Here is a 22,622-nt window from a genome sequence, read left to right as displayed (position 1 = left end):
TTCTTCGGGTCTGGCTCTTGTCTTGCTCGCACACCCGCTCGCGCGAGGTGTGTTGGCAGGCTATGCCGGTCGCGCAGGGCGACGCAAACGAATTAACGGCAAAGTTGCCGACTTATTTTTCTAGACCCTCCGGGAGGGCCTCCTCGACGTCGTCCACCGGCGTCCCGTCGATGAGTCTGAGCACGTCAGTGCCGTACATGCCGAGCTTGCGCGGACCGATGCCGGAGATCGCCACCAACTCCTCCGAGCGCGCCGGGCGGCGTTCGGCGAGGGCCGCGAGCGTCACGTCGGTGAACACCACGTACGGGGGAACCTTCTGCCGGGCGGCCACCCGCACCCGCCACTCCTGGAGGCGGGAGAGCAGTTCCTCGTCGAGATCCGACGGGCAGGCCGAACAGCGGCCGAGCTTGCGGTCCGCCCCGCTGATCAGCGCCGTGCCGCAGATCCGGCACGACACCAGGATCCTGCGGCGCGTGCCGTCCGCCTCTTTGCGCGTGCGGCCGGGGGTTCGCGCCGCCGGCGCCGGGCGGTCCGGGTCGAGCGCTGGCACGAACCGGCAGGCCCGGCGCTGCCGCCCGCCGGGAATCTGCGCCACCGCGTAGGACAGCCACAGCCAGTGCCGGGCGCGGGTGATCCCGACGTAGGCGAGACGGCGTTCCTCCTCCAGGGCGTCGGCGGTGCGCGCGTGCCGGATCGGCAGGGTGCCCTCGGCGAGGCCGACCAGGAACACCGCGTCCCACTCCAGCCCTTTGGCCGAGTGCAGCGATGAGAGCGTCACCCCGTCGACCGCCGGGGCGTGCTGGGCGGCCGCCCGGCGGGCCAGCTCGGCGTTGAACGCCTCCAGCAGCGGCGCCCCCTCCGGAAGATCCTGGCGCTCCTGCGCGAACTCGTCGCAGAGCGCCGCCAACGCGGCAAGCGCCTCCCAGCGCTCCCGGGACGCCCCGCCCGCCGGAGCCCGGTTCGGCCGCCACCCGATCGCGTCCAGCGCACCCACGACCGCGTCGTGCAGGGGCGTGCCCGCCTCGACGGTCCGGGTCGCCGCGCGCAGCGCCACGAGCGCCTGCCGGATCTCCGCGCGTTCGAAGAACCGCTCGGCGCCGTGCACCACGTACGGCACACCCGCCTCGGCCAGCGCCGCCTCGTACACCTCGGACTGGGCGTTGATCCGGAACAGCACCGCGATCTCGCGGGCCGGGGTGCCGGCGGCGATCAGCTCGGCACACTTGCGCGCCACCGACGTCGCCTCCGCCGGCTCGTCCGGGAACGACCGCAGCTCCGGCTCGGGGCCGGAGGGGCGCTGCCCGTGCAGTTCCAACCGGAGGCGGGCCAGCTCACCACGGGCCTGGGAGATCACCGCGTTGGCGAGCCCGACGACCTGCGGGGTCGACCGGTAGTCGCGGACGAGCCGCACCACGGTGGCCCCGCGGTAGCGGCGCGGGAACGACACCAGATGGTCCGACGACGCCCCGGTGAACGAGTAGATCGTCTGGCTCGCGTCGCCGACCACGGTGATGTCGTCCCGACCGCCGAGCCACGCGTCGAGCAGCCGCTGCTGCACCGGGTTGACGTCCTGGTACTCGTCGACGACGAAGTGCCGGTACTGCGCGCGCACCTGCTCGGCCACGTCGGAGTGCTCCTCGATGCCCCACGCCGCGGCGCGCAGCAGGTCCTCGAAGTCGATCACCCCGGCGGCGCGCTTGAGCCGCTCGTAACCGTCGAACACCTTCGCCACCGTGGCCGGCGCGAACGGCGGCTCGCGCCGCGCCTTCGCCGCGGCGACCTCGTACTCCGACGGCTCGACCAGGCACGCCTTCGCCCACTCGATCTCGGCCGCGAGGTCGCGTGCGCCGGTCTGGTCGGTGGTGATCCCGGCCCGGGTGGCGGCCTGCCCGACGAGGCGCCCCTTGCGGTCGATCAGCTCGGGCAGGTCCCGCCCGGCGAACAGGCGCGGCGCGAAGTAGCGCAGCTGGCGCAGCGCCGCGGCGTGGAACGTGCGGGCCTGCACCCCGGCCGCACCGAGCGCGGTCAGCCGGGCCCGCATCTCGGCCGCCGCCCGGGCGGTGAACGTCACCGCGAGCACGTGCTGCGCCCGCACCTCGCCGGTGTGCACCCGGTGCGCGATCCGCCGCGTGATGGCCCGCGTCTTGCCGGTGCCGGCGCCGGCCAGGATGCAGACCGGCCCGGCGGGCGCGGTGACGGCGGCGCGCTGCTCCTCGTCCAGCTCGTCAAGAGCATCCGAAGATTTCGCCACGGGCGGAATCATGACAGCACCCTCCGACGTTTTACCCACCGTGGAAACTCAGCCGTTGGTCATGTACTCGACTCCGTGGTGCGGCTACTGCCGCCGGCTCAAGGGCCAGCTCGATCGCGCCGGTATCCCGTACCAGGAGATCGACATCACCGACGACCCCGAGGCGACGAAGTTCGTCGAGGGGGTCAACGGGGGAAACCAGACCGTGCCGACCGTGCGCCTGCCCGACGGGCGGGCCTTCACCAATCCCACGCTGCAGCAGCTCACGGCTGCCCTGAGTGCCACCGCGTGATCAGGTAGTGGGCGATCGACACCGCACTGGGCAGGCCGAACTCCTCGGTCTGCTCAGTTAGCGCCGCACCGATCTCGGCCCGGGTGAACCAGCGCGCGTGCGAGATCTCGGCCGGATCCGGGTGCAGTTCGGCGTTCGGGTCGGCGCGGGCGAAGAAGCCGAGCATCAGCGAACCCGGGAACGGCCACGGCTGGCTGGCGATGTAGCGCAGGTCGGTCACGTCCACCCCGACCTCCTCGCCGACCTCACGGATCACCGTGGCCTCGGCCGACTCGCCCGGTTCGACGAAGCCCGCCAGGCACGAGTAGCGGTTCTCCCAGCCGGGCATGGTCCAGGTGGCGTTGTGCCCGAGCAGGCAGCGCCCCTCCGGGCCGTCGACACCGTCGTGGATCAGCACGATCACGGCCGGGTCCGTGCGCGGCCAGGACGTCTCGCCGTCGTCGGTCACCCTGGTCCAGCCGGCCTCACCGGCGGTCGTGGCCAGTCCCGATTTCGCGGAGAACGCGTGGCGGTGGTGCCAGCTCGCCAACGCCACCGCGGTGATGAGCAGCCCCGCGTCCCGCTCGTCGAGGCCGGTGCCCGCCTGACGGAGATCCTGCGCGTGCGCACCCTCGACCTCGGGCAGCTCGGCGAGGACGGCGAAGTAGGGCGTCTCCTCCGCGTCGACGCCGAGGAAGAGCCGGTCGCCCTCGGGCGCGCTCTCGGCGGCCAGCAGCACGAGCGAACCGTCCCGCACCAGCGCCCGCCCCTTGTGCACGACGAGCACGCGCCCCTTGGCCCACGCGTCGCGTTGCCAGTCGGCGTCGGTGCGCCGGTGGGCCGCCCGGTCGAGCAGCCCCCGCGCCAGCGGCGGAACCCCGGGAGTGGTGGTCATGGCTGAACGCGGGTCACCGGCATGAGCGTCCCCAACGACTTCTCGACGACGGCCGCGTCGCCGAGCACGACCGTCGCCGCGCGGGACGGGGCGAGATACTCGGCCGCCACCCGGGCGACGTCGTCGACCGTGGCGGCCGCCAGCCGAGCGGCGTGCGTGGCCAGGTAGTCCAGCCGCAGCCCGAAGCCGGCGTACGTGCTCGCCAGCCCCGCCAGCCCGGCCTGCGTGGACAGGCCCAGTTGCAGCGTGCCGAGCGCGTACTGACGGGCCTGGGTCAGTTCGTCCTCGCCGGGCGGAACCGTCGCCAGCCGGCCCAGCTCGTACACCGTCTCCAGGAGTGCGGGCGCGGTCACCTCGGTCGCCACCTCGGCGGCCACGGTGACCGTGGAACCGGCGACCGAGTGCTCGATCATCGAGTGCGGCCCGTACGTGTAGCCCTTGTCCTCGCGGATGTTCTCGACCCAGCGGGAGGAGAAGTAGCCGCCGAAGATGAGGTTGGCCAGTTGGAGCAGCGCGTGGTCGGGATGCGTGCGGGGCACCGCTCCCAGCGCCATCCGCAGCGAACTCTGCACCGAGCCCGGGCGGTCCACCAGGGTCAGCGGCCCCGGGCCGATCTCCGGCACGGCCGGCAGGTCGACCTCCTTGCCGTCACCGGTCCAGCCGGCGAGGGCGCGTTCGGCGGCGGCGATGGCCTCCTCGGGGTCGAGGTCGCCGACGAGCACGAGCGTGCCGCCCGCGGGCTGGACCCGGGCGGCGTGCAACTCGTTGAGCCCGGCCGACTCCACCGCCAGAACGGCGTCCGCCTCCGGCGTCTGCAGCGCGTACGGGTGTTCGCCGTAGATGCGCCGCAGCAGGGCCTTGCGCGCCAGGTGTGAGGGCTGACTGTTGGCCACCCGGATCCGGTCCGCCAGGCGCGAACGCTCCGTCGAGACCTCCTCGTCCGGGTAGGTCGCCCCGGTCAGCACCTCGGCGAGCAGGCCCAGCAGCTCGTCGAGCCCGGTGACGAGCGCGTTGCCGGACACGAGCAGCCGGTCCGGGTCGGCTCCCGCCGAGAGGCCGCCGCCGACGGACTGCAGCGCGGCCGCGATGTCGACTGTGGTGCGATCGGCCGTTCCCGAGAAAAGGGTCTGGGTCAGGACGGCGCTCTGCGCCAGGTCCGCCCGGGCGAACGGCACCCGCAGCCGGAGCTCGAACAGCGGCACCGACGAGCGCCGGATCGCCATGACGGTCAACCCGTTGGCGAGCGTGCGCTCCACAGTGGACGGCAGCGTCAGCTCCCGCACCGGACCGAGGTCCGGCAACGTGGTGATCGACATTAGTTGTTCCCACCCTCCGCGATGACCTCGACCGTGGCCCGGCGTTCGGGCACGAGGGTCGCGGCGGCCGCCGTCACCTGCTCCTCCGTGACCTCGCTCAGCAGCCGGGGCAGCTCGGCGAGCAGCTCCGGCGCGCCGCGTTGCACCTCCAGCACGGCCATCTGCAACGCCCGGCCGAGCACCGAGTCGGTGTCGCGCAGCAGGTGCGTGGCCATCCGGGCCTGGGTGCGGGCCAACTCGCCCGGGGCCAGCCCGTCGCTCGCGATGCGAGCGTTCTCCTCGTCGATGGTGCGCAGCACCTTGTCGACGTCGCCGCCCGGGGGCAGGTGCGCCTGGAGCAGCATCGCCGTGGGGTCGCGGACCGCGAACGGTTCGCCCATGAAGCCGATGTACCCGCCGACGCTGGTGACGGCGCGGTCGCGCAGCACCAGCCGCTCGACCAGGCGGGAGGCGTCCCCGTCGGTGAGCACCTCGGCGAGCACCACGAAGGGCAGGTAGCCCTCGAGATCGGTGATCGGGTTGGGGACCCGCCAGGCGCTCGCCACCGCGGGCAGCGGGGCCAGCCGGTCGACGTAGCTCTCGCGGCGCTCACTGGTCAGGTCGGGCTCGGCGAAGTCCGGCCGCTGCGGGGCCCGGCGCGCGGGAACGTCGCTGAAGTGGCGTTCGACCAAGGCGCGGGCCGTCTCGACGGTGAAGTCGCCGGCCACCGCCAGCACCGCGTTGTCGACCGCGTAGTACTTGTCGAAGAAGTCCGCCGCGTCGTCGACCGTCGCCGATTCGAGGTCCTCGAACGAGCCGTACCCGTCGTGCGCGTTGGGATACGTGTCGAACATGACCGGCGGCAGCTTCAGCCACGGGAAGCCGCCGTAGGGCCGGTTGAGCACGTTGACCCGGATCTCCTCCTTGACCACGTCCACCTGGTTGCGCAGGTTTTCCTCGGTCAGGCGGGGGCCGCGCATGCGGTCGGCCTCCAGGAAGAGCGCGCGCTCCAGGGCGTTGGCCGGCAGCGACTCGTAATAGTCGGTGTAGTCGAAGTGGGTCGACCCGTTGAACGTCCCGCCGCTGCCCTGCACGTGCCGGAAGTGGGCGAGCTTCTCGAGGTTGGTCGACCCCTGGAACATCAGATGCTCGAAGAGGTGCGCGAACCCGGTGCGCCCCTGCGGCTCGGAACGGATGCCGACGTCGTACACGACGGCCACACCGACAACCGGTGCGCTGGGGTCGGGGGTCAGGACCACACGCAGGCCGTTCGGCAGCGTGAACCGTTCGACAGGATGGCGGATCACCGGAAGCACAGTGTCGACCCTAGCTGATCGACGGGATCCTTCAGACCGCCCGCACCGAGTCGAACACCTCGTTGACGACGCCGTCGAACTGCCGGTGCGTGTCGGGGATGGAGACGTACACGATGGCGGCGTTGGGCCGGCCGACGTCGATCAACGCGAGCCCGACGAGCTCGCTCTTGGCGCTGAGACCCTGCCGGTTGAAGTGCAGCCGGAAGATGGACACCCAGGCCGGCCGGCCGCCGAGCCGGGTCTCCCGCTCGTCGATCTGCTCCAGCCGGTTGGGGTTGGGGTAGTACTGCTGCCGCACGTCGGCGGCGATCTGACGGCCGGTGCACTTGAGGTCCACGACGAGCGCGTCGTTGTTGGTGGCCGGCACGCTCGCCGACAGGATCGAGGCGTGGTAGGTGCCGCCGCTGTAGACCTCGGTCACGAAGTGCTGGCCCACCGAGTAGTCGACCTTGAGCGTGCCGCCGGTCCACGTGGTGTCCCACGGGATCCACGGCTCCCCGAACGCCTTGTAGGAGACGCCGGAGTCGCCGTCGACGGTGCGCGGGCCGGGCTCCGGCGGCGGGGCGGCCTGCGGCTCCGGGTAGGCGGAGGGGACGGGGCAGTTCTTCACGAGGTCGGGCCGCGTGTCCGGGGGCGCGTCGGCCTTGTCGCCGAACAGGTCCGGCACGGCGGTGCCGCCCGAGCCGAGCACCATCGCCAGGGTCGCGATGACGCCGATCAGCACGACCAGCGCGGCCGCCCCGCCGAACCAGCGCATGAGCAGCTTGTTGCGCTTGACCGGGTCGTCGTCGGCGCCGAAGGCGAGCACGTCCGGCGGCGGCGGTGGCGGCAGGTCGACCGGCCTGGTCACCGCGCCCGCGCGGGCCGGACCCGTGGACGCGGTCCGCTGCGGCGTCACCACCGGGGTCGCCTCGACGGGCGACGGCACGGGAGCCACCTCGATGACCGTGTCGGCGCTCGACCACGGGGACGGTTGATCAGCCATAACGGGTCCAGTGTGCCAGCCGAACGCCCGACGCCGGAGGGGTGAGGGTGCTCCTGGCAGCTTTCTCAGGTGCGGGGCCGACCGTCGAATCGATGGCCGTCACCGGCACGATCTTGGGATTCCTTCGTCCGGGGCCGGAAATACTGTTCATCTCGCACCGCACAACAGCGAGAACACAGGAGAAAGAACAATGAGCGAGACCACCGGCACCGAGTACGACGTCTCCTACGAGGAGCAGACCGTCGTCGCCGACGAGTACGGCAACGTCTTCGTGCAGACCGTCGAGGTCGACGCCACGGCCTACGACTTCGACAACGACGGCACCGTGGACGCCTACGAGGCCGAGGCGCACGCCGAGACGTACGCCCAGGACAGCGAGGGCAACTGGGTCTACGGCGAGTCCGACGTCGAGGTCGCCGCCTGGTGACCCTGGTGCGGGATGCGGGTGATCAGATCGATCAGGCCCGCCTCGTCGAGCAGGTCCGCGGGGCGCACCGTCACGCCCTCCCTGATGTATGCGAACGCCGCGCCGACCCGTTCCACCGGGACGCCGGCCAGGGCCGCCCACGCCAGCCGGTACGCCGCGAGCTGCACCGCCGCCGCGTCGGCGGCCCGACCCGGAGCGGGCTGGGCGCCGGTCTTCCAGTCGACGACCTCGAACCCTCCCCCGGGGGCGTCGAAGACCGCGTCCATCCTGCCCCGCAGCACCACCCCGGCGACCGTCGCGCTGAACGGCACCTCCACCGCCGTCGGCGTCCGGTCCGCCCACTCCGAGGCGAGAAACGCCTCCTGCAGTTCCTTGAGCGCCCGGTCGCCGGCGGCGTCCTCGTCCTCGGCGCCGGGCAACTCGTCCAGGTCGAGGAGGCGGGTCGCGCCGTAGCGCTCCTCGATCCAGCGGTGGAACGCCGTGCCGCGCCGCGCGTACGGGTCCGGCCGCGACGGCATCGGGCGACGCAGCCGCCGGGCCAGCGTCGCCGGTTCGCGGCGCAGCAGCACCAGCTGCGACACCGACAGGTGATCCGGGAGAACGACATCCGCTGACGGCTCGGCCGACGTGCGCTCGGCGAGCAGCAGCGCCGCTTCGCGTGCCCAGCGGTGGTAGTCCTCCCCCGGCTCACCCTCCTGCGGGGAACGCACCAGCGCGGCCGCGTCGGCGAGCGTCGGGCGGCGATCGCCGAGCGGGTCGCCGGGCCAGCTCGCCCGGGGCAGGTGCGTGAGCGTGGGGTTCTCCGCGTCCGGCCCGGGGTCGGGGGCCCACGCGTCGACCGTGCCCGCGCCGGCCGCACAGCGTTCCCGGATCTCGTCGAGGAAGATCGACGGGCCGCGGCGCGACTTGACGCCCTCGCCCCACCAGTAGCCGGAGCAGAGCAGCAGGCGGCGCGGGCGGGTGACGCCCACGTAGGCGAGGCGGCGTTCCTCGCGAACGTCGTGCGCGCGCCAGGCCTCGGTGAAGTCCTTGAGGGCCTTGGCGACGCCCTTCTGGTCGGCGACCTGCGCCAGTTCCAGCGCGGGCAGGCCGGAACGGTCGCCGCGCAGCGGGAACGGCAACACGCCCAGCCCCTGCAGCCAGTGATCCGAGGCGATGGTCCGGCCGGGCCACACGTCGTCGGTCAGTCCCGCGACGGCGACGATGTCCCACTCCAGCCCCTTGGCGGCGTGTGCGGTGAGGATCTGCACGGCCCCCTCGACCACCTCGACGTCGCCGGGAGCCAGCCCGCGTTCCTCCGCCTCGGCAGCGGCCAGATACGCCAGGAACGCCGACAGCGTCGGCCCCTCGGACTCGGTGGCGAAGCGCGCCGCGATGTCGCCCAACGCGTCGAGGTGCGCCCGCGCGAGCCCGGCGTCGCCCGGCCGGACGGCCACCTCGACGTCGAGCCCGATGGTGCGTTCGACGTCGGCGAGCAGGTCCGGCAGCGGCTGGTCGAGCCGGCGGCGCAGGGCGCGCAGCTCGTCGCGCAGCGCCGCGAAGCGGCGGTACCCCTCCGCCGAGTAGCGCTCCGGCAGGCCCAGGTTGTCCAGCGCCTCCACCAGCACGGCCTCGTCGAGGGCGTCGGCGAGTTCGAACTCCTCCTCGGTGGCGATGCGGCGCTCGACGGCCAGCGAACGCGCGCGCCGGTACAGGGCCACCAGGTCGCGCGGGCCGATCCGCCAGCGCGGTCCGGTCATGAGGCGCAGCAGCGCGGCCCCCTCCACCGGGTCGGCCAGCACGCGCAGGGTGCTGACGACGTCGCGGACCTCCGGGGTGTCCAGCAGCCCGCCGAGGCCCACCACCTCGACCGGCAGCCCGACGGCGCGCAGAGCCGCCTCGATGGCCGGGATCTGCGCCCGAACCCGCACCAGCACGGCCGTCGTGGGCCGCTTGTCGACCGCGATCTCCCACGGGAGCGCGTCGGGCTGGCCCGCGCTGTGGCTCCACGCGGCGGCGATCCGTTCGGCCTGCCACCGGGCCTCGTCCACATAGGACTCGAACAGTCCACAGTGGACCGTGGCGGTGGACGCCATCGGGGCGAGCCGGTCGGCGGGTGCCAGTTCGGCGACGCGGGCGCCGTGTGCGCGCAGCGGGCGGGACAGGGCGTTGGCCACGTCGAGGATCTCGGGGCGGTTGCGCCAACTGGTCGTCAGCGACAGTTCCCGCGCCGGTGCGCCGTCGCGCTGCGGGAACTCCTCCGGGAAGCGGGTGAGCGTGCCGGCCGACGCGCCGCGCCACCCGTAGATGGACTGGCACGGGTCGCCGACGGCCGTCACCGGATGCCCGTCGCCGAAGAGCGCGCGCAGCAGGGTCACCTGCGCGTGGCTGGTGTCCTGGTACTCGTCGAGGAGCACGACGCGGTAGCGGTCCCGTTCGACCAGACCCACCTCGCGGTGGCGGACCGAAACCGTTGCCGCGCGGGCCAACTGGTCCCCGAAGTCCATCGCCTCCAACGCGGCCTTGCGCTCGGCGTAACGGCGCACCAGCGGCAGCAGCTGGAGCCGGGCCCGCTGCCGGTCCAGCATCTTGCGCACGTCGGCCGGGATCCGCGAACCCGGGATCGCGTTGACGCTCGCGTGGAAGCGGCCGGTCCAGGCGGCCACGTCGTCGGCGGAGACGAGGTGCTCGGCCATGTCCCCGGCGAGGCGCAACACGGCATCGACCACTGTGGACGGTGCCGCCGACACCGCCGTCATGTCGCCGTCGTAGGTGCGCACGACCGAGTCGGCGAGCTGCCAGCAGGCCGCCTCGGTGAGCAGCCGGGTGGCCGGTTCGTAGCCGGCGCGCACGCCGTGCTCGCGCACGACCCGCGCCGCGTAGGAGTGGTAGGTCGCGACCGCGGGCTCTCCCGCGAGGAGGTCGTCCCGGCCGAGCTTGCGGACCAGTTGCGCCAGTCGCGCCCGGATGCGGTGCGCGAGTTCCCCCGCCGCCTTCCGGGTGAACGTCAGCCCGAGGATCTGCTCGGGGCGCACGTGGTTGTTGGCGACGAGCCACAGCACGCGGGCCGCCATCGTCTCCGTCTTTCCCGATCCGGCACCGGCGACGACGAGCAGCGGCGCGACCGGAGCGGCGATCACCTCGGCCTGTTGCGGCGTGGGCGCCACGAGTTCGAGGAGCTTGGCCAGCTCGACGGGCGTGTAGCGGGGCCCCATCCGGGGCTGCACCCGCGGCGCCTGACCGACCTCGAACAAAGTCATAGGTCGGTCACCTGCCGGCCGCGGCCGCTCACCGGGCACGCGTTGCGCACCGGGCAGGCGCGGCACTTGTTGTTCGCCACCGCCTCGAACGTCGAGTTCGCCATCGCCCGCGCCGCGCCCTTGACCAGGTTGACGGCCCAGTTGGGGTCGGTCGTCTCGTGCGGCGGCGGCTGCACCTGCTCGCGCGCGGTGGTGTTGGTGGTGCCGAGCTGCACGAGGGACGCCCCACCGGCCTCCGTCGACTCCTCGAACGCCCCCGCCGCCACGGCCGCCTGGTAGGCCGCGAGCTGTGGATGTTCGGCCACATCGGCGTTGACCGGGGCGCTCTTGCCGGTCTTCAGGTCCACCACGACGAGGCGGCCCTGCTCGTCCAGTTCGAGGCGGTCGACCCGGCCCTTGATCTCCACGGGGCCGTCCGGGTCGGTCAGCTGCACCAGGAAGTCCTGCTCGATGGCGATGAGCCGTCTCGGGTTCCCGGCGAGCCAGCTGACGAGCTTGTCGAGCATGCCCTCGGCGCGGTCGCGTTCCCGGCCGGCGAGCCAGCGGGCGCTCAGTTCGATGGCGTCGAAGCGTTCGGCCACGTAGGAGACGAGGGCCGCGCGGTCGGCACCGGCGTCGCCGGCCAGCATCGCCGCGGCGTGCACGAGGTTGCCGATGCCCTGCTCCGGTGAGGGGCGGGTGCCGCCGCCGTGGCGTTCGAGGAGCCAGCGCAGCGAACACCTGCGCACGCTGTCCACTGTGGACGGAGTGACGGTCACCGGCTCGCCCTCGTCGACGAGCGGCCGTTCGTCGGAGAGTTCGCGCAGGCCCCACCAGTCGTCCGGGTCGGCGCCGGGCACGTTCGCGGCCGCCAGTTCGGCCAGCATCCGCGCGGCGTCCCGTTTCCGGGCCTCGCCCGCCTGGGAGTCGGCCAGCACGGTGCGCAGTTCGGCCACCAGGCCGGGCAGCGTCATGCCGCGCGGCAGGGCGGTCGTCGGCGCCTCGACCTCCGCGTCCGGGTCCAGTTCGTGCAGGAACCGGCTGGGCTGCTCCTCGCCGTCGCCCGAGGAGACGGCCGTCATCAGCAGCGCCCGACGCGCCCGGGTCGCCGCCACGTGGAACAGCCGCCGCTCCTCGTCCAGGGTCGCGGCGATCCGGCCGACGAGGCCCAGTTCGCGGCCGGCCGCCAGGTCGACCAGCAGCTCGGAGCCGAGCACGCTGCCGCGCAGCCGCAGGTCCGGCCAGAGCCCCTCCTGCACACCGGCGACGGCCACCACGTCCCACTCCAGACCCTTGGCGGCGTGCGCCGTCAGGATGCGCACCGCGTCGCCGCGGTCGGCCACCGGCGCCATCGCGTCGCTCGGCAGTTCCTGGCCGAAGACGTGATCCAGGAAGACCTCGGTGCGGGCGCCCGGCAGCCGGTCGACGAAGCGGGCCGCGGTGTCGAACAGGGCCACCACCGCGTCGAGGTCCCGGTCGGCGGCCTCGCCCCGGGGACCGCCCTTCTCGGACAGGTTGGCCCACCGGCCGGCCAGGCCGCTGGCGTTCCACACCGCCCAGAGGACATCCTCCACAGTGGACTCCGGCTTGGCGGCCTCGGTGCGCGCCAACGCCAGCAGGGTGCCCACCGATCTGGCGGGTCGGGCCCAGCGGCGTTCGACGGCCGCCAGTTCCGTCGGGTCGCGCAGCGCCTCCACGACGAGCACGCCCGAGGGGCGCCGGTCGCCGGCCGCCAGCGCGAGCGCGCGCAGCCCCTGGCGCAGGCGGCGTTCGGCCAGCGGGTCGGCGCCGCCGAGCGGCGAGTGCAGCAGGGCCACCGCGGCGTCCTCGTCGAGGCGTTCCGGCTCCAGCGCGCAGCGCAGCAGGAGCAGCAGCGGCGCCACCGCCGGGTGCGCCTGCAGCGGCAACAGGTCCGAACGGGTCACCGTCGGCACGCCGGCCTGCTGCAGCGCCCGCTGCAACGGGGCCAGCTGCAACAGCGTGGAACGCACCAGCACCGCCATCCGCGACCACGGCACGCCGTTCAGGAGGTGGTACTCGCGCAGCCGGTGCGCGACGAACGTCGCCTCGCTCGTCGCGGAGCGGAACGTGCGCACGTCGACCGTTCCCGGGTCGGTGTCGGGCGGCGTCGCGACGAACCGGTGCCGGGACGGGCCGCCGAGCCGCGCGGAGACCCGCAGCGCGGCCTCCCGAAGGCGCGTGCCGCCCCGGTAGGCCATCGGCAGCCGCAGCGTCGGCGCCGCACCACCGGCCACCGTGCGGAACTCCTCCGGGAAGCGGTTCACGATCGAGGGATCCGCGCCCCGGAAGCCGAACGTGGAGGAGTCCGGATCGGCGAACGCCACCAGGTGCCCGCCCTGACCGGCCACTGTGGACAGAAGTTCGATCTGCGCCGGGTCGGTGTCGTGCAGCTCGTCCACGTAGACGTGCCGCAGCGAGCGGCGGTGTCCGGCCAGCAGCTCGGGATCGGCCCGCAGGTGCGACACGGCAGCGCGGATCAGTTCGGCGTAGTCGAACGCCGTCCCGGCCCGCGCCGTCAGGTCGCGCAGCGCCAGCACCTCCGTGTACCGGCTGTAGAAGCGGGCCGCCGCCAGCCAGTCCGGCCGCCGGTGCGCCTCGCCGAGCCGGGCCAGCGCGGCCGGGCCGATGCCCCGTTCGGCGGCGCGCAGCAGCAGGTCCCGCAGCTCCTCCGCGAACGCCCGCGTGTGCAACGCCGGCCGCAGCCCGTCCGGCCAGCCGGAGTCGTCGTCGGCCAGCAGTTCCCGGATGACAAGATCCTGCTCGGGACCGGTCAGCAGGCGCGGCGGTGGATCCCCGACCGCGGCGGCGGCCAGCCGCAACAGCCCGAACGCGTACCCGTGGAACGTCCGCACGACCGGCTCGCCGCCGACCCGGGACAGCCGCGCCCCGATCCGGTCCCGCAGCCGGCGCGCACCCCGCCGCCCGAACGTCAGCACCAGCACCGAGTCCGGCGCGGCACCGGCCTCGACCCGGGCGGCCACCGCCTCGACGAGCGTGGACGTCTTCCCCGTACCGGGCGCGCCGAGCACCAGCAGCGGCCCCGCGGCGTGCTCCGTGACGGCCCGTTGCACCTCGTCGAGGGCGAGCGGCGGCGCGGCGGGCGCGGCGGAGCGCACCAGCCGGTAGGCGGTCACGCGTGGTCCTTCGACGGAGCGTCGCGCGGGTGTCCGGCCCCCTGACACCCGAACGGTGGTGCGTCGAATCCCGGTAACCTCACCGCCGCTTCGGCGGACGTGTGGGCGGGGGGACGTTCAGCTCGGCACGCTCCTCTCGATCGCGTCCAGCGCGGACGCCACGTCGGGCACCACGATCAGCTGCGAGAGGGCCGCGTCGCGGACGAAGCGGTGGGAAGTGAGCCCGCTCAGCCACTCGACCAGCCCGGAGTAGAACCCGTCGGAGTCGATCAACACGACCGGCTTGGCGTGCATTCCGAGCATCGCGGTGGTCCACACCTCGAACAGCTCGTCCAGCGTGCCCAGCCCACCGGGCAGCGTGATGAACGCGTCCGCCTTCTCGATCATGACCGTCTTGCGGGCGAACATGTCGGCGGTGATCACCAGTTCGTCCGAGGCCCGGTCGGCGATCTCCAGGTCGACCAGCGCCTGCGGGATCACGCCGAGCGTGTGCGCACCCGCCGCCCGCGCGGCCTCGGCGACGACGCCCATCATGCCGACGATCCCGCCGCCGGAGACCAGGGAGTGGCCGCGCCGGCCCAGCTCGGTGCCGGTCTCGGCCGCCAGGTCCAGCCACTTCTGGTCGAGAGTGCGCGACGAGGCGCAGAACACGCAGATCGCGGCCACGTCAGCTGCCCGCCTCCTCGGCGGCCGCCTGCTGGGCGGCCTGTTCGGCGGGCAGCCCGTGCAGCTCGGAGTCGGCCGTGCGGATGTACTGCACCGCCTCGTCGACGTCGTCGGTGATCAGCATCAGGTCCAGGTCGTTCGGGCCGATCGCGCTCTCGGCGGCCATGGTGCCGCGCATCCACTCGATGAGGCCGGACCAGTACGCCCTGCCCATCAGCACCACGGGGAAGCGGGTGACCTTCTTCGTCTGCACCAGCGTCAACGCCTCGAACAGCTCGTCCATCGTGCCGAAGCCGCCGGGCAGCACGACGAAGCCGTTCGCGTACTTGACGAACATCGTCTTGCGGGCGAAGAAGTAGCGGAAGTCGATGCCCAGGTCCACCCACTCGTTGAGGCTCTGCTCGAACGGCAGCTCGATCCCCAGGCCCACCGAGACGCCGCCCGCGTCGGACGCGCCCTTGTTGGCCGCTTCCATCACGCCGGGTCCGCCGCCGGTGATCACGGCGTAGCCGGCGCGCGCCAGCGCGGCTCCGACCCGTTCCCCCAGGTCGTAATGGGCCGAGCCGGGCTTGAACCGCGCCGAGCCGAAAACGCTGACCGCCGGCGGCAGCTCGGAGAGGGTCTCGAAACCCTCGACGAACTCGGACAGGATCCGCAGCGCCCGCCACGCGTCGCGGGTCTTCCAGTCGCTGCGGGCCCGCGAGTCGAGCAGTTTCTGGTCGGCGGTGCTCGGCGGAATCGCTTCATGACGTAGCGTCACCGGGCCCCGGCGGCGCTCCGAGGTCGACTTGGTCATAACCGCTCACGGTAGCCGGTCCTCCTCGTGCAACAGTTCGCGACGCGGCGCCGTCGCCAGTTCGTGAAGTTCTTCCGCGCATCACTCTTCGTCGTGGCCGGTCTTCTTCTCCTCGGATACGTCTTCACGACCCGCATGCCCGGATCTGCCGCGCCGGGGCTTTCCGCGCCGCAGCCGTCGGCGCCGCCCGCCGAGCCCGCGTTCGGCGTGCAGTCCCCGGCCGCGTCGCCGGTCGCACCGAGCCCGCCGCACGTGCCCTACTCCGGGCCGCAGCGCTTCGAGTACGTGCGCACCGACAGCGCACCGGTCGGCGCCGGCCGGATCTGGCGCTACCGGATCGCGGTCGAGGAGACCAGCGGCGTCGCGCCCGAGGAGTTCGCCCAGGCGGTGGAACGCATCCTCGCCGAGCGCCGCAGCTGGATCGCGAAGGGCAACGTGGGATTCCGCCGGGTGGCCGCCGACCCGTCGGACCTCACGATCCACCTCGCCACCCCGGCCACGACGGACAAGCTCTGCAGCGGCGTCGGCGTGCAGACCAAGGGCGAGGTCTCCTGCCGCGGCGGGCGCACCATCGTGATCAACCTGGCCCGGTGGCAACTCGCCGTCCCGTGGTACGCCGACGCGCGCGACGAGTACCGTGCCATGGTGGTCAACCACGAGGTCGGGCATTTTCTCGGGAACGGGCACGTGCGCTGCCCGCGCCCCGGTGGCCTGGCCCCGGTGATGCAGACCCAGACGTACGGCCTGGAGGGCTGCGTGCGCAACCCGTGGCCCTACCCCGACGGCAAGACGCTCGTCACCGGCCCGGTGGGGTCCGATTGACCGACCTCCTGGCGGTGGCCGAAGAGCTCCGCGCGATGGCCGCGAACGGCCTCTACTACCCGTGCTCGGAGCTCGACGCCCGCCTGCTGACCGAGCTGCGGGACGCGGCGGCCGACCTGTACGCGGCGCTCGGGGCCGGCGACGCGGCCGCGGTGCTCGCCGCCGACTCGCTGCGCACGCCGCTCGCCGCGGTCGCGGTGTTCCGCGCCGACGGCAGCGTCCTGCGGGACTGGATGCGCCCCGCGGAGTCCGTGCCCGACGCCGCCCTGCGGCTGGCCGGCACCCCGTGCGAGGTGGCGACCGTGCTCGACAACGCCGACCGGCCGGAACGGACCGAGCCGCACACTGTGATCTTCGTCCTGCGGGCACCCGGGGCGGACCTGCCGGACGACGACCGGAAGATCGCTGATCTACTGACAGCGTGAGTGATCTCACGGCAATCGCGGCCCGGCTGCGCCGCACCGCCCTCGACGGGCTGGCCGGCTCGACCGACCCGTTCAACCTCGAGCGGTACCGTCGCGTCCTCGCCCTCGCGGCCGCCCTTGAGGGCCGGCGGGTGGTGCCCGGCCCGCCGCCGCGGGACCTGGGGATCCGCACCCCAGCCCTCGGCGCCGAGGCCGCCATCTTCGACGACACCGACCGGTTGTTGCTGGTCAAACGGGCCGGCGACGGTACCTGGGCGCTGCCCGGCGGGGTCGGTGAGGTCGGCGAGAACCTGGTCGACACGGCAATTCGCGAGGTGCGCGAGGAACTGGGCGGCCTGGTCGTGGCGGCCACGCACCTCATCGGCGTCTTCGACAACCGGCTCATCGGGGCGCCGCACGCCTCGGTGCCGATCGTCGCGAACTACGCCTGCCGCATCGTCAGCGGGACACCGGCCGTCTCGTCCGAGGTGCTGGAGTTCGGCTGGTTCACCCCCGACGGGGTGGAACCTCTGACGATCTTCCATGCCCACCCGGCGAAAATCGCGGCGGCGTTCGCGGACCGCGTCCGCCGGGCCGGACGATCGTTATACCCCGCGTAGGGCCTTTGATGACGAGCGGTATCCGTTCGGTCACTGTTGGATCTACGACTGCGTAAACGGTCAGCAACCTGCCACCCCTGCTCGGGCGTCTCAGTAAGTATGGGAGCCATGATCAGCCACATCGAGCAGGCCCGGCGTCGTCGCCAGCTCAATCAGCGCATCCGCGACATCATCGCGATGCGCCGCGCGTTCGGTCCCGCGTCGGCCGCCGAGCCGACCGAGCCCGAGCCGCTGGAGCAACGCGAAGCCGCCTAGCACTCCCCGCCGACCAGCCAGCGGCGCAGGGTCTCGGCGCCGGCCTCGATCTTGTCGATCTCGACGTGCTCCTCGCGGGTGTGCGCGAGATTCGGGTCACCGGGGCCGAAGTTCAGCGCCGGGATGCCGAGCGTCGCGAAGCGGGCCACGTCCGTCCAGCCCAGCTTGGCCTGCGGCGGCCGCCCGACGGCGGCGAGGAACTCCTTCGCGGGCGGTGCCGTGAGCCCCGGGAGCGCACCGGGTGCCGAGTCCGTCACCGCCACCTCGAACCCCTCGAAGACCTCCCGCACGTGCGCGTGCGCCTGCTCCTCCGAACGGTCCGGAGCGAAGCGGAAGTTCACCTCGATCCAGGCCTCGTCCGGGATCACGTTCCCGGCGACGCCGCCGCCGATCTTCACGGCGTTCAGGCCCTCGCGGTAGACGCAGCCGTCGATCTCCACGCTCCGCGCCTCGTACCGCCGCAGCCTCGCCAACGCCTCGCCGGCCCGGTGGATGGCGTTCTCGCCGAGCCAGCTGCGCGCCGAGTGCGCCCGCCGCCCGCGCGTCGTCACGACCGCCCGCATGGTGCCCTGGCAGCCCGCCTCGACCAGCCCGTAGGTCGGTTCGAGCAGCAGCGCGAAGTCGGCGGCGAGCAGTTCCGGGTGCGAGGCGGCCAGTTTGCGCAGGCCGTTGCGCTCGCTCTCGACCTCCTCGCAGTCGTAGAAGAGGTACGTCACGTCGTACTTCGGCGCCGGGGCGTGCACGGCCAGGTGCAGGGCCAGCGCCGCGCCGCTCTTCATATCGGACGTGCCGCAGCCGTGCATGATGTTCCCCTCCGTGCGGGAGGGGAGGTTGCCGGCGACCGGCACGGTGTCCAGGTGCCCGGCGAGCACCACCCGCTGCGGCCGGCCCAGCGACGTGGCCGCGACCAGTGTGTTGCCCACCCGCGTGACGTCCAGGTGCGGGGCCGCCTTCAGCGCGGCCTCGACCGCGTCGGTGATCTCCGCCTCGTTGCCCGAGACGGACTCGATGTCGACGAGAGCGCGGGTCAGGGCGACAGGATCGGCCAGCACGACGTGGGACAGCATGGCCCCGACCTTAACGGCCGCCGGGTGCGCGGCTAACTTCTGTAGGCGTGAGCGCACTCGACACGCCAGCCTGGGGGCTGAGCCTCGCGACCGTGACCGCCGACGGCACTGTCCTGGACGCCTGGTACCCGAGCGGCAAGCTCGGGCTCGGCGCACCGCCCGCGCTCGACGCGCCGCCCGGCCAGCCGCTGCCCGCCGGCGAGCTGCTCGGCCTGCCCGCCGACGCGGCCTCCGACCGGCCGCTGCCCGGGCTGCGCAGCGTCGCGATGCTGGTGGTGCTCGGCTCCCTCGCCGACCCGCCGAAGGACGCCTACGACGCGTACCTGCGGCTGCACCTGCTCTCGCACCGGCTGATCACGCCGCACCAGGCCAACCTGGACGGCATCTTCGGCGCGCTGACCAACGTCGCGTGGACCTCCGCCGGCCCCTGCCCGCCCGACCGCGTGGACGAACTGCGCTGGGCGCTGCGCTCCAAGGGCGAACGGCTCGCGGTGTACGGGCTCGACAAGTTCCCCCGGATGATCGACTACGTGGTGCCCAGCGGGGTGCGCATCGCGGACGCCGACCGGGTACGGCTCGGCGCGCATCTGGCCCCCGGAACGACGGTCATGCACGAGGGCTTCGTCAACTACAACGCCGGCACGCTCGGCAACTCCATGGTCGAGGGGCGCATCTCGGCCGGGGTCGTGGTCGGGGAGGGCAGCGACGTCGGCGGCGGCGCCTCGATCATGGGAACGCTCTCCGGCGGCGGCAAGGAGGTCATCCGCATCGGCGAGCGCTGCCTCATCGGCGCGAACGCCGGCTGCGGCATCTCGCTCGGCGACGACTGCGTGATCGAGGCCGGCACCTACGTGACGGCCGGCTCGAAGGTGAAGCTGGCCGACGGCCGCGTGGTGAAGGCCCGCGAGCTGAGCGGCCTCAACAACGTGCTGATCTGGCGCAACTCGCTGACCGGCGCGCTGGAGGCGAAGGAGCGGGCCGGGCGGGGCATCGAGCTCAACGCCGCCCTGCACGCCAACTAGAGATCACCCGCCCAGCGACGGCGGATCGGTGATCGCGAAGCGGGCCTCCACCGACGCGTGCACCCACTGCAGCCGCGGCTCCAGGTCCAGCTGCGGCGCGGACGCCGACATCGTGCGCATCGCACCGCCGCCGGCGGAGAGCGCGATCGGGCCGCCGCCGCCGTCGCGGGCGGAAAGCCCGGTGTCGGCCAGCTCGATCAGGCTCACCACCTGGGAACCCAGCGCCTCGGCGTACTCCCGGGCGCGCACCAGCGCGTCGGCGATCGCGTCGTGGCGGGCCTGCCGGTGCGCGCCGCTGTCCGGACGCAACGCCCAGTGCGGGCCGCTGACCGTCGCCTGGTCCTGATCCGCCAGGCGCAGCACCAGGTCGCCGAGAACGGTGAAGTCGGCGACGGTCGCCGTCAGCGTCACGCTGCCCCGGTAGCCGGTGACCCGCTCGGCCGGCCCCTTCGTGATCGGGTACACGTACAGGCCGCTGGTCTCGCGGCGTTCGATGACGTCGCCGAAGCCGTCGAGCAGGACGCCGAGGGCGGCGTTGCGTTCGGAGAGGCGGGTCAGGGCGACGGTCCGTTCGCGATCACTCGCGGCGACGCTGACGGAGACGGTGGCGATCTCGGGCGGAACCTCCCGGGTGACCTCACCACGGACGGCAACGGTGGGCGACATGCCCCGAAACTACCCGCCCCGGCGGCCACCCGCAGACCGCGCCGCACCCACCGGACGGCGCCTAGACGACGGCCAGCCGTACCGCCGCCGCACGCACCCGCTCATCCGTCGCCGTCAATGCGATGCGGACGTGGCGTTCGCCGGTGGGGCCGTAGAACTCGCCGGGCGCCACCAGGATCCCGCGCCGCGCCAGCCAGTCCACCGTGCTCCAGCACGGCTCGCCGGCACGGCTGGCCCACAGGTACAGCCCGGCCTCGGAGTGCTCGATGGCGAACCCGGCACCGCGCAGCGCACCAGCCAGCACCGCCCGCCGCGCGGCATAGCGTTCGCGCTGCTCGGCCACGTGCTCCTCGTCGGCGAGCGCCGCGACCATGGCCGCCTGCACCGGCTCCGGAACGATCATCCCGGCGTGCTTGCGCACCTCCAGCAGCCGCGCCACGAGAGCCGGGTCGCCGGCCACGAACCCGGCCCGGTACCCGGCGAGGTTGGAGCGCTTGGAGAGCGAGTGCACCGACAGCACACCCGTCAGGTCGCCGTCGCAGACGGACAGCGCCGAGACCGGCGAGGCCTCCCAGCCGAGCGGGAGATAGCACTCGTCGCTGGCCACGACGGCCCCCCGCGAACGCGCCCAGTCGATCACCTTGCGCAGGTGCGGCTCGGGCAGCACCCGGCCGGTGGGGTTGGACGGGGAGTTGACCCACACGAGGCGCACCCGCGTGGTGGGGCCCAGCGAGACCAGCGAGTCGGCGCGCGCCACGGTCGCCCCGGCGAGCCGCGCGCCGACCTCGTACGTGGGGTAGCCGAGGGACGGCACGACGACGGTGTCGCCGCGGCCGATGCCGAGCAGCGTCGGCAGCCAGGCGACGAGTTCCTTCGACCCGACCGTGGGCAGGACGCCGACGCCCTCCGGCGCCAGGCAGAACCGCCGCACCCAGTCGGTCAGCGCGTCGCGCAGCCGGGCGTTGCCCATGGTGAGCGGGTACCCGGGCGTGTCCGAGGAGTCCCGCAGCGCGGCCTGCACGGCGGCCGGGACCGGGTCCACCGGCGTGCCGATGGAAAGGTCGACGAGGCCGTCGGGGTGGGACGCCGCGAGCTGCTTGGCCGGAGCGAGCCGGTCCCAGGGGAAGTCCGGCAACCGGCTCGCCGACGGTTTGACCGCAGTCAGTGGTTCACCTCGCGCGGCGGCTGGCTCGCGACGAACGACGCGTCCTTCTCGATCTTGCCGACCTTGGAGGCGCCACCGGGCGAGCCCAGGTCCTCGAAGAACTCGTAGTTGGCCCCGGTGTAGTCCTTCCACTGCTCCGGGACGTCGTCCTCGTAGAAGATCGCCTCGACCGGGCACACCGGCTCGCACGCACCACAGTCAACGCATTCGTCGGGGTGGATGTACAACATCCGGTTTCCCTCGTAGATGCAGTCGACCGGGCACTCCTCGATACACGCCTTGTCGAGCAGGTCGACGCACGGTTCGGCGATGATGTAGGTCACGACTATCTCCTCTGCTTGCCGCTGGTCACGCGGCGCCTCGCAGGCTATCCGAAGCCTAGTATCCCCGGGGGAGGTGGTCGATCGTGCTGGGCCATGGGGATGTCGGTCACCGTGTGGTGGTGCGGCACCGGGTCGGCTCGCAGGCCACGGACGCTCTCGGCGAGCTGGTAGCGGTGAGCGAGAGCAATTTCACAGTTCGCACCCGGGACGGCGAGGTGGCGGTGCCGCGCGTCGACGTGCTCGCCGCGAAGCGGATACCCGACCGTCGGGCGCGCAGCGGCACCGAACGCCTGGAGTCGATCGCCGCGCTCGGCTGGCCGGCCGCTGAAACGGATCACCTGGGCGACTGGCTGCTGCGCGCCACCGACGGCTGGACCGCGCGCGGCAACTCGGCGCTGCCGGTCGGCGATCCGGGCCTGCCGCTCCCCGAAGCGGTCGACGCCGTCGTCGCCTGGTACACCGCGCGCGGCCTGGTGCCGGCGATCACCGTTCCGCTGCCGCTGGGCCGCCGGCTCACCGCCGAACTGGACCGCCGGGGCTGGAGCGCGTCACCGCCCACGCTGGTGCAGACCGCGCCGATCGACGGCCTCACCGGCCCGCCCGACCCCGGCATCCGCGTCACCCGCGCGCCGTCCGAGGAGTGGCTGGCGGCCGCCGGCCGCCAAAAACACGGCCTCCCGGAGGTCGCCCGTCGCTTGCTCTCGTCGGGCCCCGAGGTCCGTTTCGCTCAGGGGAACGGCCCGACGGGCACACTCGCGGCGATCGGACGCGGAGTCGTGGCACACGGGTGGCTCGGGATCTCCGTCGTCGGGGTGCAGCCGGAGCACCGCCGACAGGGCTGGGCGCGGCGCGTGACGAAGGCCCTGGCGGGCGAGGCGGCCGCACTCGGGGCCACCTCGGCCTACCTGCAGGTCGAGGCGCACAACGAGGCGGCGATCGCCCTCTACGCCGACCAGGGCTTCCGCACCGCACACGCCTACGTGACCCGCCGGATGGCCTAGCG

At 73.1% G+C, this 22,622-nt stretch carries 21 protein-coding genes; 8 read left to right on the top strand and 13 right to left on the bottom strand.

Annotated features, from left to right (window positions below; translation table 11 throughout):
• Positions 1 to 112: 112 nt before the first annotated feature.
• Positions 113 to 2,251, bottom strand: a complete 2,139-nt coding sequence (locus Val02_RS34955) for an ATP-dependent DNA helicase UvrD2 (RefSeq protein ID WP_239153567.1) — start codon at positions 2,249 to 2,251, stop codon at positions 113 to 115.
• Between the two features lie 61 nt (positions 2,252 to 2,312).
• Between Val02_RS34955 and Val02_RS34950 the strand changes: the two genes are divergently transcribed.
• On the top strand, positions 2,313 to 2,543 hold the full coding sequence (locus tag Val02_RS34950) for a mycoredoxin (RefSeq protein WP_203903573.1): 231 nt from the start codon (positions 2,313 to 2,315) through the stop codon (positions 2,541 to 2,543).
• Here the strand turns inward: Val02_RS34950 and nudC are convergent.
• The 4 genes from nudC to Val02_RS34930 are packed head-to-tail and all read right to left on the bottom strand — an operon-like array spanning position 2,515 to position 7,013.
• Positions 2,515 to 3,417, bottom strand: coding sequence for an NAD(+) diphosphatase (gene nudC, locus Val02_RS34945; protein ID WP_203903572.1), 903 nt, complete (start codon positions 3,415 to 3,417; stop codon positions 2,515 to 2,517). The genes Val02_RS34950 and nudC overlap by 29 nt on opposite strands.
• Positions 3,414 to 4,733, bottom strand: a complete 1,320-nt coding sequence (locus Val02_RS34940) for a M16 family metallopeptidase (protein WP_203903571.1) — start codon at positions 4,731 to 4,733, stop codon at positions 3,414 to 3,416. Before Val02_RS34940 ends, nudC begins: the two co-directional genes overlap by 4 nt.
• Positions 4,733 to 6,028, bottom strand: a complete 1,296-nt coding sequence (locus Val02_RS34935) for a M16 family metallopeptidase (RefSeq protein WP_203903570.1) — start codon at positions 6,026 to 6,028, stop codon at positions 4,733 to 4,735. Before Val02_RS34935 ends, Val02_RS34940 begins: the two co-directional genes overlap by 1 nt.
• 31 nt (positions 6,029 to 6,059) lie before the next feature.
• Positions 6,060 to 7,013, bottom strand: coding sequence for a hypothetical protein (locus Val02_RS34930; RefSeq protein ID WP_203903569.1), 954 nt, complete (start codon positions 7,011 to 7,013; stop codon positions 6,060 to 6,062).
• A 190-nt stretch (positions 7,014 to 7,203) separates the two neighbouring features.
• Between Val02_RS34930 and Val02_RS34925 the strand changes: the two genes are divergently transcribed.
• Positions 7,204 to 7,440, top strand: coding sequence for a hypothetical protein (locus Val02_RS34925; protein ID WP_203903568.1), 237 nt, complete (start codon positions 7,204 to 7,206; stop codon positions 7,438 to 7,440).
• Here the strand turns inward: Val02_RS34925 and Val02_RS34920 are convergent.
• The 4 genes from Val02_RS34920 to Val02_RS34905 form a co-directional block, all read right to left on the bottom strand.
• Positions 7,404 to 10,679, bottom strand: a complete 3,276-nt coding sequence (locus Val02_RS34920) for an ATP-dependent helicase (RefSeq protein WP_203903567.1) — start codon at positions 10,677 to 10,679, stop codon at positions 7,404 to 7,406. The genes Val02_RS34925 and Val02_RS34920 overlap by 37 nt on opposite strands.
• Positions 10,676 to 13,813 (bottom strand): ATP-dependent helicase, encoded by a 3,138-nt coding sequence (locus Val02_RS34915; protein ID WP_203903566.1) that lies wholly within the window; start codon positions 13,811 to 13,813, stop codon positions 10,676 to 10,678. The genes Val02_RS34920 and Val02_RS34915 overlap by 4 nt, the downstream gene beginning before the upstream one ends.
• A gap of 117 nt (positions 13,814 to 13,930) precedes the next feature.
• Positions 13,931 to 14,479 (bottom strand): LOG family protein, encoded by a 549-nt coding sequence (locus tag Val02_RS34910; protein WP_203903565.1) that lies wholly within the window; start codon positions 14,477 to 14,479, stop codon positions 13,931 to 13,933.
• A gap of 1 nt (position 14,480) precedes the next feature.
• Positions 14,481 to 15,275: an LOG family protein gene (locus Val02_RS34905; protein WP_203903564.1), complete on the bottom strand. Its 795-nt coding sequence runs from the start codon at positions 15,273 to 15,275 to the stop codon at positions 14,481 to 14,483.
• 27 nt (positions 15,276 to 15,302) lie between these two features.
• Between Val02_RS34905 and Val02_RS34900 the strand changes: the two genes are divergently transcribed.
• From Val02_RS34900 to Val02_RS34885, 4 genes are all read left to right on the top strand, one after another.
• Entirely contained in the window at positions 15,303 to 16,097 is a 795-nt protein-coding gene (locus Val02_RS34900; protein ID WP_203903563.1) for a DUF3152 domain-containing protein, read from the top strand.
• Positions 16,094 to 16,522 carry an NUDIX hydrolase N-terminal domain-containing protein gene (locus Val02_RS34895; RefSeq protein ID WP_203903562.1) on the top strand — a complete coding sequence of 143 codons (429 nt, stop codon included), beginning with the start codon at positions 16,094 to 16,096 and terminating at the stop codon, positions 16,520 to 16,522. Before Val02_RS34900 ends, Val02_RS34895 begins: the two co-directional genes overlap by 4 nt.
• Positions 16,519 to 17,121, top strand: a complete 603-nt coding sequence (locus Val02_RS34890) for an NUDIX domain-containing protein (RefSeq protein ID WP_203903561.1) — start codon at positions 16,519 to 16,521, stop codon at positions 17,119 to 17,121. The genes Val02_RS34895 and Val02_RS34890 overlap by 4 nt, the downstream gene beginning before the upstream one ends.
• A gap of 108 nt (positions 17,122 to 17,229) precedes the next feature.
• Positions 17,230 to 17,376 (top strand): hypothetical protein, encoded by a 147-nt coding sequence (locus Val02_RS34885; protein WP_203903560.1) that lies wholly within the window; start codon positions 17,230 to 17,232, stop codon positions 17,374 to 17,376.
• On the opposite strand, the gene dapE is transcribed toward Val02_RS34885, so the two are convergent.
• On the bottom strand, positions 17,373 to 18,443 hold the full coding sequence (gene dapE, locus Val02_RS34880; RefSeq protein ID WP_203903559.1) for a succinyl-diaminopimelate desuccinylase: 1,071 nt from the start codon (positions 18,441 to 18,443) through the stop codon (positions 17,373 to 17,375). The two genes, Val02_RS34885 and dapE, sit on opposite strands and share 4 nt — an antisense overlap.
• 47 nt (positions 18,444 to 18,490) lie before the next feature.
• On the opposite strand from dapE, the gene dapD reads away from it, so the two are divergent.
• Positions 18,491 to 19,465: a 2,3,4,5-tetrahydropyridine-2,6-dicarboxylate N-succinyltransferase gene (dapD, locus tag Val02_RS34875; RefSeq protein WP_203903558.1), complete on the top strand. Its 975-nt coding sequence runs from the start codon at positions 18,491 to 18,493 to the stop codon at positions 19,463 to 19,465.
• Positions 19,466 to 19,468: 3 nt separating this feature from the next.
• Here dapD and Val02_RS34870 read toward each other — a convergent pair whose 3' ends face one another.
• From Val02_RS34870 to fdxA, 3 genes are all read right to left on the bottom strand, one after another.
• A complete protein-coding gene (locus tag Val02_RS34870) occupies positions 19,469 to 20,131 on the bottom strand; it encodes an SIMPL domain-containing protein (protein WP_203903557.1) in 663 nt (220 codons plus the stop codon).
• Between the two features lie 61 nt (positions 20,132 to 20,192).
• Complete coding sequence (gene dapC, locus Val02_RS34865) at positions 20,193 to 21,266, bottom strand: succinyldiaminopimelate transaminase (RefSeq protein WP_275415637.1); 1,074 nt, start codon at positions 21,264 to 21,266, stop codon at positions 20,193 to 20,195.
• Between the two features lie 26 nt (positions 21,267 to 21,292).
• Positions 21,293 to 21,619 carry a ferredoxin gene (gene fdxA / locus Val02_RS34860; protein ID WP_239153566.1) on the bottom strand — a complete coding sequence of 109 codons (327 nt, stop codon included), beginning with the start codon at positions 21,617 to 21,619 and terminating at the stop codon, positions 21,293 to 21,295.
• 83 nt (positions 21,620 to 21,702) lie between these two features.
• Here fdxA and Val02_RS34855 point away from each other — a divergent pair, with 83 nt between their 5' ends.
• Positions 21,703 to 22,620 (top strand): GNAT family N-acetyltransferase, encoded by a 918-nt coding sequence (locus tag Val02_RS34855; protein WP_203903555.1) that lies wholly within the window; start codon positions 21,703 to 21,705, stop codon positions 22,618 to 22,620.
• Positions 22,621 to 22,622 lie beyond the last annotated feature (2 nt).

The sequence above is a fragment of the Virgisporangium aliadipatigenens genome (genome assembly GCF_016863615.1).
Classification (GTDB): Bacteria; Actinomycetota; Actinomycetes; order Mycobacteriales; family Micromonosporaceae; genus Virgisporangium; species Virgisporangium aliadipatigenens.
Note: the sequence above shows the minus strand (reverse complement) of the source record. Positions and strands in the feature narration are given on the sequence as shown.

What these genes read in the sequence shown, in the direction of transcription:
- Val02_RS34905 (WP_203903564.1), bottom strand. Translation starts at nt 15,275, where the DNA reads ATGACCAAGTCGACCTCGGAGCGCCGCCGGGGCCCGGTGACGCTACGT.
- Val02_RS34925 (WP_203903568.1), top strand. Translation starts at nt 7,204, where the DNA reads ATGAGCGAGACCACCGGCACCGAGTACGACGTCTCCTACGAGGAGCAG.
- Val02_RS34885 (WP_203903560.1), top strand. Translation starts at nt 17,230, where the DNA reads ATGATCAGCCACATCGAGCAGGCCCGGCGTCGTCGCCAGCTCAATCAG.
- Val02_RS34940 (WP_203903571.1), bottom strand. Translation starts at nt 4,733, where the DNA reads ATGTCGATCACCACGTTGCCGGACCTCGGTCCGGTGCGGGAGCTGACG.
- Val02_RS34950 (WP_203903573.1), top strand. Translation starts at nt 2,313, where the DNA reads ATGTACTCGACTCCGTGGTGCGGCTACTGCCGCCGGCTCAAGGGCCAG.
- nudC (WP_203903572.1), bottom strand. Translation starts at nt 3,417, where the DNA reads ATGACCACCACTCCCGGGGTTCCGCCGCTGGCGCGGGGGCTGCTCGAC.
- Val02_RS34920 (WP_203903567.1), bottom strand. Translation starts at nt 10,679, where the DNA reads ATGACTTTGTTCGAGGTCGGTCAGGCGCCGCGGGTGCAGCCCCGGATG.
- Val02_RS34870 (WP_203903557.1), bottom strand. Translation starts at nt 20,131, where the DNA reads ATGTCGCCCACCGTTGCCGTCCGTGGTGAGGTCACCCGGGAGGTTCCG.
- Val02_RS34930 (WP_203903569.1), bottom strand. Translation starts at nt 7,013, where the DNA reads ATGGCTGATCAACCGTCCCCGTGGTCGAGCGCCGACACGGTCATCGAG.
- dapE (WP_203903559.1), bottom strand. Translation starts at nt 18,443, where the DNA reads ATGCTGTCCCACGTCGTGCTGGCCGATCCTGTCGCCCTGACCCGCGCT.